Genomic DNA, 15,035 nt, shown 5'->3' on the forward strand with positions numbered 1-15,035 from the left:
ACAGGCTATTCCCCCCCGTAAAACAAAGGTAGTGCAACCGGGCGAAAATTCAAAGCGTGAATGGCCCGATTCGCCTCCCCCCCAAATACCTTGGTTGAAACCACTGCCAACGGTGAGAAAAAACAAGGGCGGTGCGCCTCCAGCGAGGAAGCGCACCGCCCGAAGTATCATAACTCTACAGAGAGATTACGAGAGGAAGCCGAGCAGCACACCGGCGGCAACAGCCGAACCGATGACACCGGCTACGTTGGGACCCATGGCATGCATCAACAAGTAGTTGGTCGAGTCATATTCGAGACCAAGGTTGTTGGAGATACGAGCCGACATCGGTACAGCCGAAACACCGGCGTTACCGATAAGCGGGTTGATTTTCTTGCTCTTGGGCAACACGAGATTGAAGATTTTCACAAACAATACACCCGAAGCCGAAGCAATGACGAAAGCCATGAAACCAAGAGCGAAGATACCGAGCGTGCTGGGGGTGAGGAACTCGGAAGCCTGAGTAGAGGCTCCTACCGTTACACCCAACAGAATGGTAATCGTGTCGCACAAGGGGCCGCTTGCGGTCTTGGCCAAACGCGAGGTAACACCGCTCTCACGCAACAGGTTGCCGAAGAAAAGCATACCCAACAGAGGCAAGCCCGACGGAACCAGGAAGCAGGTGAGCAGCAACCCGACGATGGGGAACATGATTTTCTCGTTTTGCGAAACGGCACGCGCCGGTTTCATACGAATTACACGCTCCTTTTTCGTGGTCATCAAACGCATGATAGGCGGCTGGATTACCGGGACAAGTGCCATATACGAGTAAGCCGAAACGGCTATGGCACCCATGAGGTTAGGAGCCAATTTCGACGAAAGGAAGATGGCCGTAGGACCGTCGGCACCACCGATGATGGCAATGGCACCGGCTTGGTCGGGGGTAAACCCGAGAGCCAAGGCGACCATATAGGCCCCGAAGATACCGAACTGGGCAGCAGCACCCACCAGCATCAGTTTGGGGTTGGCGATAAGCGACGAAAAGTCGGTCATGGCACCAATGCCCAAAAATACCAACGGGGGATACCAACCGGCACTCACTCCCTGATAGAGGATATTGAGCACCGAACCCTCTTCATAAATACCAACCTCGAGACCGGCATCGATTTTAAAAGGAATATTCCCGATAAGAATACCGAAACCGATGGGTACCAGCAACATGGGCTCGAAATTTTTCTTTATCGCCAAATAGATAAAGAACAAGCCCACCACAATCATAGCCAGGTGCGGGAGGGTACAGTTGGCAAAGCCGGTATACTCCCAGAACTGGACTAAGTTATCTCCTAAGAAATCTATAAATCCCATAGTCTTACTCAATTATGATAAGTTCGGTTCCTTCGAGTACCGAATCACCTTTATTTACTTTGATGGCCGTCACTTTACCGCTCTTGATGGCGTTGATGTTGTTTTCCATCTTCATGGCTTCCAGGATAAGCACGGCCTGGCCTGCGCTCACCGTATCGCCAACTTTCACCAAAATATCGTTCACAACACCGGGCAACGGCGATTTCACGGCGTCGGCACCCGAGTTGACAGTGGGTTTGGCGATAACGGGCTCACCCGTAGCAGTACGCGGAGCCGACGAGGGCTTGGGCGTAGAAACCTTTACAGGAGCAGCCTCTTCCATCTGTACTTTGTAAGTGGTACCGTTCACCTCGACATGGGCAATGTTTTTCTCAATTTCGCCAACAGAAACCTTATAGAGGTTACCGTTGATTTTATACTTATACTCTTTCATAAGTTTGTTTAATCGTTTTTTGGGGGATTACTTTTTAGAGGGAATTTCACGCAGCGAATAAATCTTGGAGTTCCAAGGCGAGTAGGCTTTCTTCACCTTGTTGATGGTGAGGATTGTGTCTTCTACGTCGTGGGCTTCGAGATGCTGGTACAGAGCCATGGCGATAGCGGCATATACCTCGCCCGCCTCGCGGCCGAAGCCTTTCTCCTTGGCCTCTTCTTTATCGGAAATACCATGTACTCGCATAGCATTGCGCTTCTTGATGAGAACCGAGATTTGCCCGATAAGACGGAACAACAGGTAGAGCAGCAACAAACCGGCAAATACGATAGCCATGGCCATGATTGCCATACCCACCCCGAAGGGGTCGTGCTCGGTAAACATATCGATTTTCACATTCTTGTCGAGCGTAATGTTGTTGGTACTCGGCGTTACATAGCCCGACTGCTCGTTTCCGCCCTTGATTACCCAATGGCCCACACCGTCTTCGTAGCGGGCATAGGAGTGGTCGGTGGGAATCCCTGCCGGAACCGTCACCGAGTCGATGAGGTCACGGCCGTTGGAATCGTAGAGACCAATCCAGTTGTCTTTGTCGGGGTCGAGCGTAAAATTCACGTGGAATGTTCCCCTGTTAGGCTTGCCGTCGGCCCAGAAAAGCACATGTTGCCGAGGCGGCATCTCGGTGAGAACATCGCCCTTGGGAATAGGATATTTCTTGGGATTGTTCTTGTCGTTGGTCAAGTAGCAGCTGCGCACATCGACGGTACCAAAGGTGGTATTGAAAATCTCTATCCAGGCCGACTGACAGCCGTAGTCGTCCTGATAGTTGTTTTCGTTGGTCACCAGCACCTCGTTGATACGCAAGCCTTTCCTTCCCTGTGCCCATACCGACGATACCATGAAGGCAGCGAACAGGAATATCCCTAAAATTTTTTTATTCATCGTTTTTATACTTTAAATGTATTACAAAGGAATATTACCGTGCTTTTTAGCCGGATTGGTTAATTTCTTGGTCTGCAACTGTTGCAAGGCACGAATGATGCGGAAACGCGTGTTGCGAGGCTCGATTACGTCGTCGATGTAACCATACTTGGCTGCATTGTAAGGATTGGCAAACAGTTTGGTATACTCGGCTTCTTTCTCGGCCATGAACTTGGCGGGGTCTTCGGCCTCTTTGGCTTCTTTGGCATAGAGCACCTCTACGGCACCGGCACCACCCATTACGGCGATTTCGGCAGTAGGCCAAGCGTAGTTCATGTCGCCACGCAGTTGTTTACAACTCATCACGATGTGCGAACCGCCATAGGACTTGCGCAGTGTGATGGTGACTTTGGGCACCGTAGCTTCGCCGTAGGCGTAAAGCAGTTTGGCACCGTGCAGAATCACACCGTTGTATTCTTGTCCCGTACCCGGCAAGAATCCCGGCACGTCGACGAGGCTGACGATAGGAATGTTGAAGGCGTCGCAGAAGCGAACGAAACGAGCGGCCTTGCGCGAAGCGTTGCTGTCGAGCACACCGGCCAGGTATTTGGGCTGGTTGGCTACGATACCTACCGACTGTCCGTTGAAGCGGGCGAAACCGATGATGATGTTCTTGGCGTAATCGCGTTGGATTTCGAGGAACTCGCCATTGTCGATGATGGCACCAATTACCTCATACATGTCATAAGGACGGTTGGGGCTATCGGGGATAATCTCGTTGAGCGAGTCTTCGAGACGGTCGATGGGGTCGTTGCAGGGAACGAGGGGAGCCTCTTCGAGGTTGTTTTGAGGGATATAGCTGATGAGCTTGCGAATAATAGCCAGTGCCTCTTCGCCGTTTTCGGCAGCAAAGTGAGCTACACCCGATTTAACAGAGTGAACTTCGGCACCGCCGAGAGCCTCCTGGGTAACGTCTTCGCCGGTTACGGTTTTCACTACCTTCGGGCCGGTGAGGAACATGTAGGAGATACCTTTGGCCATGATCGTGAAGTCGGTCAAGGCAGGCGAATATACGGCACCACCGGCGCAGGGACCGAGGATAGCCGAAATCTGGGGAATCACACCCGAAGCCATGATGTTACGCTGGAAAATCTCGGCATAACCGGCCAGGGCGTTGATACCCTCCTGGATACGGGCACCACCCGAGTCGTTGAGGCCGATACAGGGCGCACCCATCTTCATGGCCATATCCATGACCTTGCAGATTTTCAAGGCCATCGTCTCGGACAAAGAACCGCCGAACACGGTAAAGTCCTGAGCAAAAACATAAACAAGGCGGCCTTCGATCGTACCGTAACCGGTTACGACGCCGTCGCCCAAAAACGATTTCTTCTCTTGTCCGAAGTTGGTACATCTGTGTCGCACAAACATATCCAACTCTTCGAAGCTGCCTTCGTCGAGGAGTTGCGCAATACGCTCACGAGCCGTATATTTACCTTTCTCGTGTTGTTTATCGATGGCTTTTTGTCCACCACCCAGGCGAGCCTGAGCGCGCAGCTCAATCAGCTCCTGTACTTTTTCAAGTTGATTGCTCATATTTCTTATTTATTAGGGTCTTCACAAAGTTCGGTTAATACGCTGCAGGTCGATTTGGGGTGCAGGAAAGCGATGTTCAGCCCCTCGGCACCTTTGCGGGGAGCCTTGTCGATAAGGCGCACGCCCTTGGCTTCGACTTCGGCCAACGCATTGGCCACCCCGTCTTCGATAGCGAAAGCCAGGTGATGGATACCTTCGCCGCGTTTCTCTATGAACTTGGCTATTGTGCTGTCTTCGCTTGTGGGCTCCAGCAGCTCTATTTTTGTCTGTCCTACCTTGAAGAAGGCTGTCTTTACCTTCTGGTCGGCCACCTCTTCGATGGAATAACATTTAAGACCTAAAATGTTTTCATAATAAGGAATAGCTTCTTCGAGACTCTTCACAGCGATTCCTAAGTGTTCAATGTGAGAAATGTTCATAATAATTAGTATTTAGTTAACTTATACTTTCAGGCTACTGTTTTTTACCTATTATAAGATGGGCAAATTTACGTCATTTCGGTTTAATAACGAAATAAATCGGCGAAAATAAGCTCCCGGGCCATCAACCTTTTAGCCCCGCAGATGTTTTCTACACAGAGCCCCGCAGCCGCCTCCGGCCGATATGACAAATCGACAGCATTACTGACACGGGCGGCCGAAGTGCTTTTGGAAAAGACTGACAAAAGCAACATTTTCGAGAGCCTCGTTTTTTGGCATGGCATTTGAATATTATGGAGTGTCGCTCGCAAGGGCGGCGGACAAATTAACTCTATTGAATAACAAATAAAAAAGAATATAACTATGGGAAAGATTATTGGTATTGACTTAGGAACAACCAACTCGTGTGTAGCCGTAATGGAAGGCACCGAGCCGGTAGTAATCGCCAACAGTGAAGGTCGTCGCACGACTCCTTCGATTGTGGCATTCGTAGACGGTGGCGAACGTAAAGTGGGCGAGCCCGCCAAACGTCAGGCCATCACCAACCCGACGAGAACGGTATTCTCGATCAAACGATTCATGGGCGAATCGTACGACCAGGTAACCAACGAAATTGCTCGTGTACCTTACAAGGTGGTTCGCAGCGACAACAACATGCCGCGTGTCGACATCGACGGTCGTCTCTACTCTCCGCAAGAGATTTCGGCCATGATTCTGCAAAAGATGAAAAAGACAGCCGAAGACTATCTGGGTCAAGAGGTAACCGATGCCGTCATCACGGTACCTGCCTACTTCAACGACTCGCAACGTCAGGCTACGAAAGAGGCCGGTGAGATTGCCGGGTTGAACGTACGCCGTATCGTCAACGAACCTACGGCTGCCGCTTTGGCCTACGGTCTTGACAAGGCCAACAAAGATATGAAGATTGCCGTATTCGACCTGGGTGGTGGTACGTTCGATATCTCTATCCTGGAGTTGGGCGACGGTGTATTCGAAGTAAAATCGACCAACGGTGATACTCACCTGGGTGGTGATGACTTCGACCACGTAATCATCGACTGGCTGGCCGACGAGTTCAAGAACGACGAAGGCGTAGACCTGCGTGAAGATCCTATGGCTCTGCAACGGTTGAAAGAGGCTGCCGAAAAGGCTAAAATCGAGTTGTCGAGCTCGACTTCGACCGAGATCAACTTGCCTTACATCATGCCTGTAAACGGTGTGCCCAAACACTTGGTCAAGACGTTGACGCGTGCTAAATTCGAGCAGTTGTGCGACCGCTTGATCCAGGCTACCATCGAGCCCTGCCGCAAGGCTCTGCAAGATGCCGGCTTGAGTGCATCGGATATCGACGAGGTAATCCTCGTAGGTGGTTCGACCCGTATTCCTGCCATCCAGGCTATCGTAGAGAAATTCTTCGGCAAGACTCCTTCGAAGGGTGTTAACCCCGATGAGGTAGTGGCCATAGGTGCCGCCATACAGGGTGCCGTATTGACCGGCGATGTAAAAGATGTATTGCTGCTCGATGTAACGCCTCTGTCGCTGGGTATCGAAACGCTGGGCGGCGTGATGACCAAACTGATCGACGCCAACACGACGATTCCTACCCGCAAGTCGGAAATCTTCTCGACCGCTGTCGATAACCAGCCTTCGGTAGAAATCCACGTACTGCAAGGTGAACGTCCTATGGCCAAAGACAACAAGACCATCGGTAAGTTCCACCTCGACGGAATCCCCGCTGCCATGCGTGGTGTGCCTCAAATCGAGGTTACATTCGATATCGATGCCAACGGTATCTTGAATGTATCGGCCAAAGATAAAGGTACGGGCAAAGAGCAAAGCATTCGTATCGAGGCTTCGAGCGGCTTGACCGACGCCGAAATCAAACGGATGAAGGACGAGGCTGCCGCCAACGCCGAAAACGATGCCAAGGAAAAAGAGCGTATCGACAAACTGAACCACGCCGATGCCCTCATCTTCCAGACCGAGAAACAGCTCAAAGAGATGGGCGACAAGATTCCGGCCGACAAGAGAAGCGCCATCGAATCGGCTCTGAACAAACTGAAAGAGGCTCACAAGGCTCAGGACATTGCCGGTATCGACTCGGCTTCGAGCGAACTCGAGAGTGTACTGCAAGCCGCTGCTCAAGACCTGTATAACGCTCAGGCTCAGCAACAGGCCGGTGCCCAACAGGCTCAACCGGGTGCCAACGCTCAACAGGGCGGCAACAACAACGGCAAGGATGTGACCGACGTTGACTTCGAGGAAGTCAAATAAACGAGTAAATCTCTAATCCTCTATACCCAGCGAGGCGTATCGCAAAACGCGATGCGCCTCGCTTTTTTTATGCCCGACCTGAATAGGGACGACGGGTGCAAGGCAGAAAGAGCCCGGTGAGTAAAGGGCCCTATGGGTAAAGCGATGATTCTCCCGCAGGCAGGCACGCCAGCCCAGGAACATCCCAAGCCAAAGAGGAACTTCCTCCCCCTCCCCTGCTCTCCCGGCGGCCACACGACGGTTCGGAGGGCTGGGATACAAAACGACGAAGGCCGGTGCCTGAATGGCATCGGCCTTCGTCTGTTATAACGGTGTGCTGTATTACAGCAGGTATTGCGAACTGATGGATTTGTTTTCGTACACGCGGCGAATGGTGTCTGCAAAGAGGTCGGCGATGCTGATGATGTGTACCTTGTCGCACTGCTTGGTGTAGGGAATACTGTCGGTGAAGATCATCTCGGTCATCGACGAGTTCTGTACACGCTCGGTGGCGGGATCGCTCATCACGGCGTGCGAAGCGATGGCACGAACCGAAAGGGCACCCTTGCTTATCATCAGATCGGCAGCCTTGGTGATGGTGCCGGCGGTGTCGACCATATCGTCGACGAGGATTACATTCTTGCCCTCTACATCGCCAATCACGGTCATGCTCTCCACTACGTTGGCTTTGGCACGTTGCTTGTGGCAAAGTACCAGAGGCACACCCAGGTATTTGGCATAGGTGCTGGCACGCTTGGAACCGCCTACGTCGGGGGTAGCTACCACCATATCCTTGAGGTTCAGCGACTGGATATAGGGAATAAATACCGACGAAGCATAGAGGTGGTCAACGGGAACATCGAAGAAACCTTGAATCTGATCGGCGTGCAGGTCCATCGTGATGAGGCGGTTGATACCGGCCACGCTCAAGATGTCGGCCAGAAGTTTGGCGGCGATGGAAACACGGGGTTTGTCCTTGCGGTCCTGACGAGCCCAACCGAAATAGGGAACGACAGCTACGATAGATTTGGCCGAAGCGCGTTTGGCGGCGTCGATCATTAACAACAATTCCATCAGGTTGTCGGAATTGGGGAAGGTCGACTGCACCAGATATACCTGGCAGCCCCGAATCGACTCCTCGAAAGAGACGGCAAACTCACCATCGGCAAAATGCTGAATGTTCATTTGGCCTAATTCGCAACCCAGACTATTACAGATTTTCTCAGCGAGATACCTTGAATTGGTTCCCGAAAATACCTTGAAGGGAGGTGTTTGACTCATGATTTTTTGAATGTAAAAACAGAGATTATTATTTTGAGACAAAGGTACAATTTCTATTTCGAAATTTTCTTGTCCTTTTTCATTTTTTCTATATTTCGTTGGGAAAAATTTTTTAATTCCATCTTCCACACCACGGCACCATAAGCGGGCAGCGCGCAGTCGAAGGGGGTGTCGGGACTGATGGTTTTGGTCCCCTTCTCGCCGCTTATCAGCTCGGTGGCTTCGTACTGTCCGGCTACAATCTTCAGCGTATCGAAGGCGTGCCCGGGCAGGTTGATGGCCACCTGGGCCGGGCGGGAGTCGAAGTTGACCGCCACCAGCAACAGCTCGCGGCCGTACTTGCGCAAGAAGGTGTAGTGACGGTGCGGATTGAAGCGGGGGTTCTCGCCATTGACATACATCAGGTCGAAGAACGAGCCCTGGCTCACGGCCTTTTCGTGACGGCCAATATTGAGAATCGTCTTGTAGAGGTTGCGCAGCCGCTTCTGCTGCGGAGTGAGTTTGGCTATCGAGCAGCGTCCGCCGTCGTACCACTGCCGCACGGTGGGAACACTCCAGTAGTCGAAGATGGTGGTGCGGCCGTCGTGTCCGCTGAATCCCTCGGCATCGTCGCCACGTTCGCCCAGCTCTTGCCCGAAGTAAATCATCATGGGGCCGGTACTCATCAGGGTAGCCACCGCCAGCGCGGGGATGGCCTTGTCGGCATCGCCGGCAAAGAAGGGCGAGGCGAAACGCTGCTCGTCGTGATTCTCGAGGAAGTTGAGCATGTGCCCCCCTATCCCGTCGACAGCCTGCCAGCAGTAGGTGAGCTGTGCGGCCGATACCTGGTGGCAGAGCACGCCCCGCAGCTTGTCGTAGAGGCCCACCTTGTCGTAGAGGTAGTCGAACTTGCCCTTCTCGAGGTAGAGCCGGTAGAGCCCCTGGTCGTAAATCTCGGCGATAAAGAGCACCTGGGGGTAGCTCTCCTTGACGCGCGAGATGGCCCAGCCCCAGAACTCGACAGGCACCATGTGGGCCATGTCGCAACGGAAGGCGTCGATGCCCTTGCCGCACCAGAAGAGGAGGATGTCGAGCATCTTGTGCCAGGTGTCGGGGATGGGGTCGAAGCAGAGGCGATGGCCGCCCATGTAGTCGACTCCGTAGTTGAGTTTCACGGTCTCGTACCAGTCGTTCTCGTTGGGGAAGGCTCCGAAACAGTCGTTGCCGGTAGCCTTGGCGGGGTATTCGAAATAGCGGTCGTCGCCCTCGCCGATGTAGAATTGCGGGGTAAAGGCCTGCCGGGGTATGTAGTAGAAGTTGTTCGAGGGCGAGAAGTGCATCTCCTTGTTGTCGTGCGCACCCAGATCCTCGACACCCTGCGGGGCGGCATCGGAGTGGTACTGACGGGCCACGTGGTTGGGCACGAAGTCGAGCACCACCTTCAGGCCGGCCTCATGGGTGCGGGCCACGAGGGCTTCGAACTCGTGCATGCGCTCGAGCGGATTCTCGGCCAGGTCGGGGTCTATGTCGTAATAGTCCTTGATGGCATAAGGCGAACCGGCTTCGCCCTTGACCACATATTTATTGTCGGGGCGGATGCCGTAGCGGGAGTAGTCGGTCTTGGTGGCATGTTCGATGACACCGGTATACCAAATGTAGTTGGCCCCCAGCTTCTTGATTTCGTTCAACACCTTGGGGGTAAAGTCGTTGAGCTTGCCCGAGCCGTTCTGTTCATAGGTACCGTTGGGCACACACGAGGCACAGCGGTTCGAAAAGAGGCGGGGAAGCACCTGGTAGATAATTATCTTCTCGTCGGTCATATTCGTATGATAATCTTTTTTATTTGTTCAGTTCGTTGATACGCGAGGCCCGCTTGCCGGTAAAGAGCTTGAGGGTCTGCTGATACCCCACGTTGGCAATATCGCGCAGGGCATGGATGTCGAACACGGCATAGCGCGCCGCCTCCTTCATGGCGATGAAGAGGTCGCACATCTTCATATCCTCGACCACATTGCTCTTGGACATGAAGCTGTAGGAGCGGGCGGCAATGTCGACAATCGACTGCTTGTAGCTCTTGTTGACCAGCGGGCTCACGTTGATGCCGATTACCGTGTCGCACTCGTTGCGTATGGGGAAGACGGGCAGGTTGCGCAGCACACCGCCGTCGACGTAGTGGGTGCCGTCGATGAGTACCGGCGGAAATATGATGGGGATACTGCACGAAGCGGTGACCCGCTCGGCAATCGAGCCCGAACGCCACACCACACAGGTGCCGTGGTCGAGGTCGGTGGCCGTGACCACTACCGGGATGGAAAGGTCTTCGATGCACTCGGTGCGCAGCGACTTCTGCAGAAAGTGTTTAAACCGGACTATCTTGAAGAAGCCGGCCCGGGGCAGTGTAATCTCGGCCAGGTCGTTGAACGAAAGGCCCGAGAAGAGGTCGAGAATTTCGTCGGGCGAATAGCCGTCGGCATAGAGCACGGCAATGACGGCTCCGGCACTGGTACCCGAAATGATGTCGGGACGGATACCCAACTCTTCCAACGCCTTCAACACGCCCACATGGGCAAACCCCTTGGCGCCACCGCCACTCAACGCGAGGCCCAAACGGTAGGGCCGGACCTCGACCGGAAGATTCGCTTTTGTTGCAGCCATTTTATTTCACTCTGTTTTTCCCGCGAAGATACGACTTTTCGGGGAGCGAGCCAACAGGAGAAAGCCAACCATGGCATAATTATGCCTCCTGTTTCAAAAATATTTTGTTATCGATGCACGAATCGTTATCTTTGTTACACGAAAACAGGAGAAGCCTCGATAGAAAAGGCAAATAGGTTTGTGCTTCTACTTTCGACTTTGTCTGTATTTACAGGCTCTTTCAACGGAGTGTACCGGGCCGCAAAGAGTTGTTCGCGTGTTCGAAACCGGCACAACCAAACGTACAGTTTTTTGTCGTAACACTAAAAAAAGAGGATTAAGACATGGGAATCAGCGAAGATATCAAGCAGGCTTGCGAAGTGATGGAGCGCGGCGGCGTGATTTTGTACCCGACCGACACGATTTGGGGCATCGGTTGCGATGCGACCAATGCCGAGGCGGTGAAACGGGTGTATGAAATCAAGCAGCGGGCCGACAGCAAGGCCCTCATCGTGCTTACCGACAGCGAGCCGAAGGTGGAATATTATGTGAGCGAGGTGCCCGAGACGGCGTGGCAACTGCTCGACGTGGCGGTGAAACCGCTCACGATTATCTATCCGGGCGCCCGCAACCTGGCCCCCAACCTGCTGGCCGAGGACGGGAGCATTGCCATACGCATCACGCACGAGGCTTTCTCGAAGGAGTTGTGCCGCCGCTTCAAAAAGGCGATTGTGTCGACGTCGGCCAACATCAGCGGGCAGCCTTCGCCCCACAACTTCGCCGAGGTATCGGACGAGATTAAAGCGGCCGTCGACTACATCGTGGAGGCCCGCCGCGACGAGACGAAAGAGGCGGTGCCCTCGAGCATTATCAAACTCGAATCGGACGGTTCCATCAAGATTATACGCGAGTGATTAACGGCAGACGACAGACAAGACGCTATGTGTTGGGCGACTACCTGGCCTCGAATGTGGCCTGGTTTCTGTTCAACATCGTGCGGTTTCACTTCCCCGGCATCCAGGCCGGCGGGTCGCTGAAGGCGTATCTGCTCTCGTCGCGCGTGATCGAAGGGCAGATTATCTTCCCGCTGCTGATGATGGGGGTCTACTACCTGTCGGGCTACTACAACCAGCCGTTTTTCAAGTCGCGCATCCAGGAACTGGTGCAGACCCTGGGGTCGGTGCTGGTGAATACGCTGCTTATCTTTTTCATCGCCCTCATCAACGACGTGCTGCGCCTCCGCATCGACAACTACGAACTGCTGTTGCTGCTGTACGGACTGCAGTTTGTCTTTGTCTATGCCGTCAGAGCCACGATTACGGGCAACGCTACCGCCCTCATTCACCGAGGCAAGTGGCAGTTCAATACCTTTATCATCGGGTGCGGCAGCAAGGCGGTGAAGCAGATGCGCGAACTCGAAGAGCCGCGCCACTCGCTGGGCTACCGCATCGTGGGGTTCATCCGGGTGAACGACGAAACGGCCGACCCCGAGATTGCCGACCGTACCTACCCCATGGAAGAGTTGCCCCGCCTGTGCCGGGAGATGAAGATACAGGAGCTGATCGTGGCCCCCGAAGAGGACAATCTGGTGGAGCTGCACCGGCTCATCAACACGCTCTACCCCCTGAACCTGCCCATCAAGCTGGGCACCGACGAGTTCAACATCATCTCGTCGCGGGTAAGGCTGACCAATATCTACGGGGCTCCCCTCATCGACATGAGCAACTGCGCCATCTCGGAAGGCGGGAAGAACATGAAGCGGATGTTCGACATCCTCGTTTCGGCCGTGGCTCTGGTGCTGCTCTCACCACTGTTTGTGGTGCTGGCCATCCTCATCAAACGCGACTCGAGCGGGCCGGTATTCTACCAGCAAGAGCGCATCGGGTATCGGCACCGGCCTTTCAAGATTTATAAATTCCGCACGATGAAGTCGGATGCCGAGTCGGGCACTCCCCTGCTCTCGGAGGAGAACGACCAACGCATCACCCGCATCGGCCGGGTGTTGCGCAAATACCGGCTGGACGAGCTGCCCCAGTTCTGGAACGTGCTGAAGGGCGACATGTCGCTCGTGGGACCGCGCCCCGAACGCGAATACTTCATCCGCCAGATTGTCGAGCGGGTACCCTACTACGTGCTGCTGCACCAGATACGCCCGGGCATCACTTCGTGGGGCATGGTGAAGTATGGCTACGCCCGCAACATCGACGAGATGATTGCCCGGCTGAAGTATGATATTCTTTATTTGGAAAATATGTCGCTGCTGGTCGACCTCAAAATCATTATCTACACCATACGGACAGTGGTCACCGGCAAAGGCATGTAACATGTAAAAGGAAACTATAATATGATAGACGAAGAAGATATTGAAATAGACGACACCCCGAAGGAGGAGAAGCGGCACGACCTGATGCTGCGCCTGCTGTTGTGGCGCGAGAAGCACATCAACGAACACAACTTCGTGTTGTTTCTGAGTTTCGTAATCGGTATCTGCACGGCCGCCGCCGCGCTGATTCTGAAATTTCTCATCCACTTTATCCAGAACCTGCTCACCTCGCACTTCAACGCCGACAGCGCCAATTACCTCTACCTCATCTACCCGATTGTCGGTATCCTGCTGGCGGGGCTCTATGTGCGCTACATCGTCAAGGACGACATCAGCCACGGTGTCACCCGCATCCTCTATGCCATCTCGCAGAAGAAGAGCCGGCTGAAACCGCACAACATGTACACCTCGGTGATTGCCAGTTCGATTACCATCGGGTTCGGCGGTTCGGTAGGAGCCGAGGCCCCTATCGTATACACCGGCGCGGCCATCGGGTCGAACATCGGGCGCCTCTTCCGCCTGGACCAGCGGCTGCTCATGCTGCTGGTAGGCTGCGGCTCGGCTGCTGCCATTGCCGGCATATTCAAGGCCCCTATTGCCGGTATCCTGTTTACCCTCGAGGTGCTGATGATCGACATGACCACCACCTCGGTGCTGCCGCTGCTCATCTCGTCGATTACGGCGGTGACGGTGTCGTACATCTTCACGGGCTACAGTGCCGAGTTCAGTTTCGTGCAGACCGAGACTTTCGAGGCGGCCCGTATCCCCTACGTGATTCTGCTGGGCGTCTTCTGCGGATTCGTCTCGCTCTACTTTACCCGCGTGATGACCCGCATGGAGGACATCTTCCGCAAGATAGGCACGCCGTGGAAAAAGTTTTTCTTCGGGTCGGCTATCCTCAGTCTCTCCATCTTCCTGCTGCCACCGCTCTACGGCGAGGGCTACGGAGCCATCACCAGCCTGCTGAACGACAACCTGAAGCAACTGGCCGAGGGTAGCTTCTTCTATACCGAAAACGACAACATGTGGGTGATGATGCTCTTCCTCGCCCTCATCATTCTGGTGAAGGTACTGGCCACCAGTGCCACCAACGGCGGAGGCGGTGTGGGTGGTACATTCGCCCCCAGCCTGTACGTGGGCTGCTTCGCGGGCTTCTTCTTTGCCTATGTGCTCAACCACACGGGCATTCTGCCCATGGAGCTGTCGGACAAGAACTTTGCCTTGATGGGTATGGCCGGGGTCATGTCGGCCGTCATGCACGCGCCTCTCATGGCCATCTTCCTTACTACCGAGCTGACCGGTGGCTACGACCTGTTCCTGCCGCTGATGATTACCTCGACCGTGGCCTATGCCACCATCCGCATATTCGAACCTCACAGCATCTACACCATGCGTCTGGCCAAGAAGGGCGAGCTGCTCACCCACCACAAGGACAAGGCGGTGCTCACCCTGCTGAAGATGGACAGCGTAATCGAAACCGACTTCATAGAGGTTCACCCCGAGATGACTCTCGGCGACATGGTCAAAGTGATTTCGCAATCGCACCGCAACATATTCCCGGTTACCGACCAGGATGGCACGCTGCTGGGTATCGTCATACTCGACGACATCCGCAACATCATGTTCCGCCCCGAACTCTACAAGCGTTTCTATGTGCGCAAGTTCATGACCATGCCACCGGCCAAAATCGAGGTGGGCAGCAGCATGGACAGCGTGATGAAGACCTTCGACCAGACCAACGCCTGGAACCTGCCGGTCGTCGAGAACGGGAAGTATGTAGGATTCGTGTCGAAATCGAAGATTTTCAACTCGTACCGCCGTGTGCTGGTACACTTCTCACAAGACTAAACGA

General features: G+C 54.1%; 12 protein-coding genes. 4 read left to right on the top strand and 8 right to left on the bottom strand.

Going from position 1 to position 15,035, the window contains the following annotated elements; genetic code table 11:
- Window positions 1-186: 186 nt before the first annotated feature.
- Genes NW211_RS00130 through mce form a run of 5 tightly spaced genes read right to left on the bottom strand, consistent with a single transcriptional unit; the run spans window position 187 to window position 4,713 of the window.
- Window positions 187-1,344 carry a sodium ion-translocating decarboxylase subunit beta gene (locus NW211_RS00130; protein WP_025278053.1) on the bottom strand — a complete coding sequence of 386 codons (1,158 nt, stop codon included), beginning with the start codon at window positions 1,342-1,344 and terminating at the stop codon, window positions 187-189.
- Window positions 1,345-1,348: 4 nt separating this feature from the next.
- The gene (locus NW211_RS00135; RefSeq protein WP_025278054.1) at window positions 1,349-1,777 is read right to left on the bottom strand and encodes a biotin/lipoyl-containing protein; all 429 of its coding nucleotides are present in this window, start codon (window positions 1,775-1,777) and stop codon (window positions 1,349-1,351) included.
- Between the two features lie 27 nt (window positions 1,778-1,804).
- Window positions 1,805-2,719, bottom strand: a complete 915-nt coding sequence (locus NW211_RS00140; protein WP_087408078.1) for an OadG family transporter subunit — start codon at window positions 2,717-2,719, stop codon at window positions 1,805-1,807.
- A gap of 21 nt (window positions 2,720-2,740) precedes the next feature.
- Window positions 2,741-4,294, bottom strand: a complete 1,554-nt coding sequence (locus NW211_RS00145) for an acyl-CoA carboxylase subunit beta (RefSeq protein ID WP_087408079.1) — start codon at window positions 4,292-4,294, stop codon at window positions 2,741-2,743.
- Window positions 4,295-4,299: 5 nt separating this feature from the next.
- Window positions 4,300-4,713 carry a methylmalonyl-CoA epimerase gene (gene mce / locus NW211_RS00150; RefSeq protein ID WP_258326438.1) on the bottom strand — a complete coding sequence of 138 codons (414 nt, stop codon included), beginning with the start codon at window positions 4,711-4,713 and terminating at the stop codon, window positions 4,300-4,302.
- 363 nt (window positions 4,714-5,076) lie between these two features.
- Between mce and dnaK the strand changes: the two genes are divergently transcribed.
- Complete coding sequence (gene dnaK / locus NW211_RS00155; protein WP_258326439.1) at window positions 5,077-6,987, top strand: molecular chaperone DnaK; 1,911 nt, start codon at window positions 5,077-5,079, stop codon at window positions 6,985-6,987.
- Between the two features lie 321 nt (window positions 6,988-7,308).
- Here the strand turns inward: dnaK and NW211_RS00160 are convergent, their stop codons facing one another.
- The 3 genes from NW211_RS00160 to NW211_RS00170 are packed head-to-tail and all read right to left on the bottom strand — an operon-like array spanning window position 7,309 to window position 10,881.
- A complete protein-coding gene (locus tag NW211_RS00160) occupies window positions 7,309-8,247 on the bottom strand; it encodes a ribose-phosphate pyrophosphokinase (RefSeq protein WP_258326440.1) in 939 nt (312 codons plus the stop codon).
- Window positions 8,248-8,300: 53 nt separating this feature from the next.
- On the bottom strand, window positions 8,301-10,046 hold the full coding sequence (locus tag NW211_RS00165; protein ID WP_258326441.1) for an alpha-amylase family protein: 1,746 nt from the start codon (window positions 10,044-10,046) through the stop codon (window positions 8,301-8,303).
- Window positions 10,047-10,065: 19 nt separating this feature from the next.
- Window positions 10,066-10,881, bottom strand: coding sequence for a patatin-like phospholipase family protein (locus tag NW211_RS00170; RefSeq protein ID WP_258326442.1), 816 nt, complete (start codon window positions 10,879-10,881; stop codon window positions 10,066-10,068).
- 329 nt (window positions 10,882-11,210) lie between these two features.
- On the opposite strand from NW211_RS00170, the gene NW211_RS00175 reads away from it, so the two are divergent.
- From NW211_RS00175 to NW211_RS00185, 3 genes are read left to right on the top strand one after another with little or no spacing between them, the layout of a single operon-like run.
- Window positions 11,211-11,774 carry an L-threonylcarbamoyladenylate synthase gene (locus NW211_RS00175; protein ID WP_258326670.1) on the top strand — a complete coding sequence of 188 codons (564 nt, stop codon included), beginning with the start codon at window positions 11,211-11,213 and terminating at the stop codon, window positions 11,772-11,774.
- Window positions 11,771-13,183 carry a sugar transferase gene (locus NW211_RS00180; RefSeq protein WP_258326443.1) on the top strand — a complete coding sequence of 471 codons (1,413 nt, stop codon included), beginning with the start codon at window positions 11,771-11,773 and terminating at the stop codon, window positions 13,181-13,183. The genes NW211_RS00175 and NW211_RS00180 overlap by 4 nt, the downstream gene beginning before the upstream one ends.
- Window positions 13,184-13,204: 21 nt before the next feature.
- Window positions 13,205-15,031, top strand: coding sequence for a chloride channel protein (locus tag NW211_RS00185; RefSeq protein ID WP_375379557.1), 1,827 nt, complete (start codon window positions 13,205-13,207; stop codon window positions 15,029-15,031).
- The last annotated feature ends 4 nt before the right edge of the window (window positions 15,032-15,035 follow it).

Source organism: Barnesiella sp. ET7, assembly GCF_024733785.1.
Classification (GTDB): domain Bacteria; phylum Bacteroidota; class Bacteroidia; order Bacteroidales; family Barnesiellaceae; genus Barnesiella; species Barnesiella merdigallinarum.

Bases quoted from the DNA above. Each gene is read 5' to 3' on its own strand.
- NW211_RS00130 (WP_025278053.1), bottom strand. From the start codon at position 1,344: ATGGGATTTATAGATTTCTTAGGAGATAACTTAGTCCAGTTCTGGGAG.
- NW211_RS00135 (WP_025278054.1), bottom strand. From the start codon at position 1,777: ATGAAAGAGTATAAGTATAAAATCAACGGTAACCTCTATAAGGTTTCT.
- NW211_RS00140 (WP_087408078.1), bottom strand. From the start codon at position 2,719: ATGAATAAAAAAATTTTAGGGATATTCCTGTTCGCTGCCTTCATGGTA.
- NW211_RS00145 (WP_087408079.1), bottom strand. From the start codon at position 4,294: ATGAGCAATCAACTTGAAAAAGTACAGGAGCTGATTGAGCTGCGCGCT.
- mce (WP_258326438.1), bottom strand. From the start codon at position 4,713: ATGAACATTTCTCACATTGAACACTTAGGAATCGCTGTGAAGAGTCTC.
- dnaK (WP_258326439.1), top strand. From the start codon at position 5,077: ATGGGAAAGATTATTGGTATTGACTTAGGAACAACCAACTCGTGTGTA.
- NW211_RS00160 (WP_258326440.1), bottom strand. From the start codon at position 8,247: ATGAGTCAAACACCTCCCTTCAAGGTATTTTCGGGAACCAATTCAAGG.
- NW211_RS00165 (WP_258326441.1), bottom strand. From the start codon at position 10,046: ATGACCGACGAGAAGATAATTATCTACCAGGTGCTTCCCCGCCTCTTT.
- NW211_RS00170 (WP_258326442.1), bottom strand. From the start codon at position 10,881: ATGGCTGCAACAAAAGCGAATCTTCCGGTCGAGGTCCGGCCCTACCGT.
- NW211_RS00185 (WP_375379557.1), top strand. From the start codon at position 13,205: ATGATAGACGAAGAAGATATTGAAATAGACGACACCCCGAAGGAGGAG.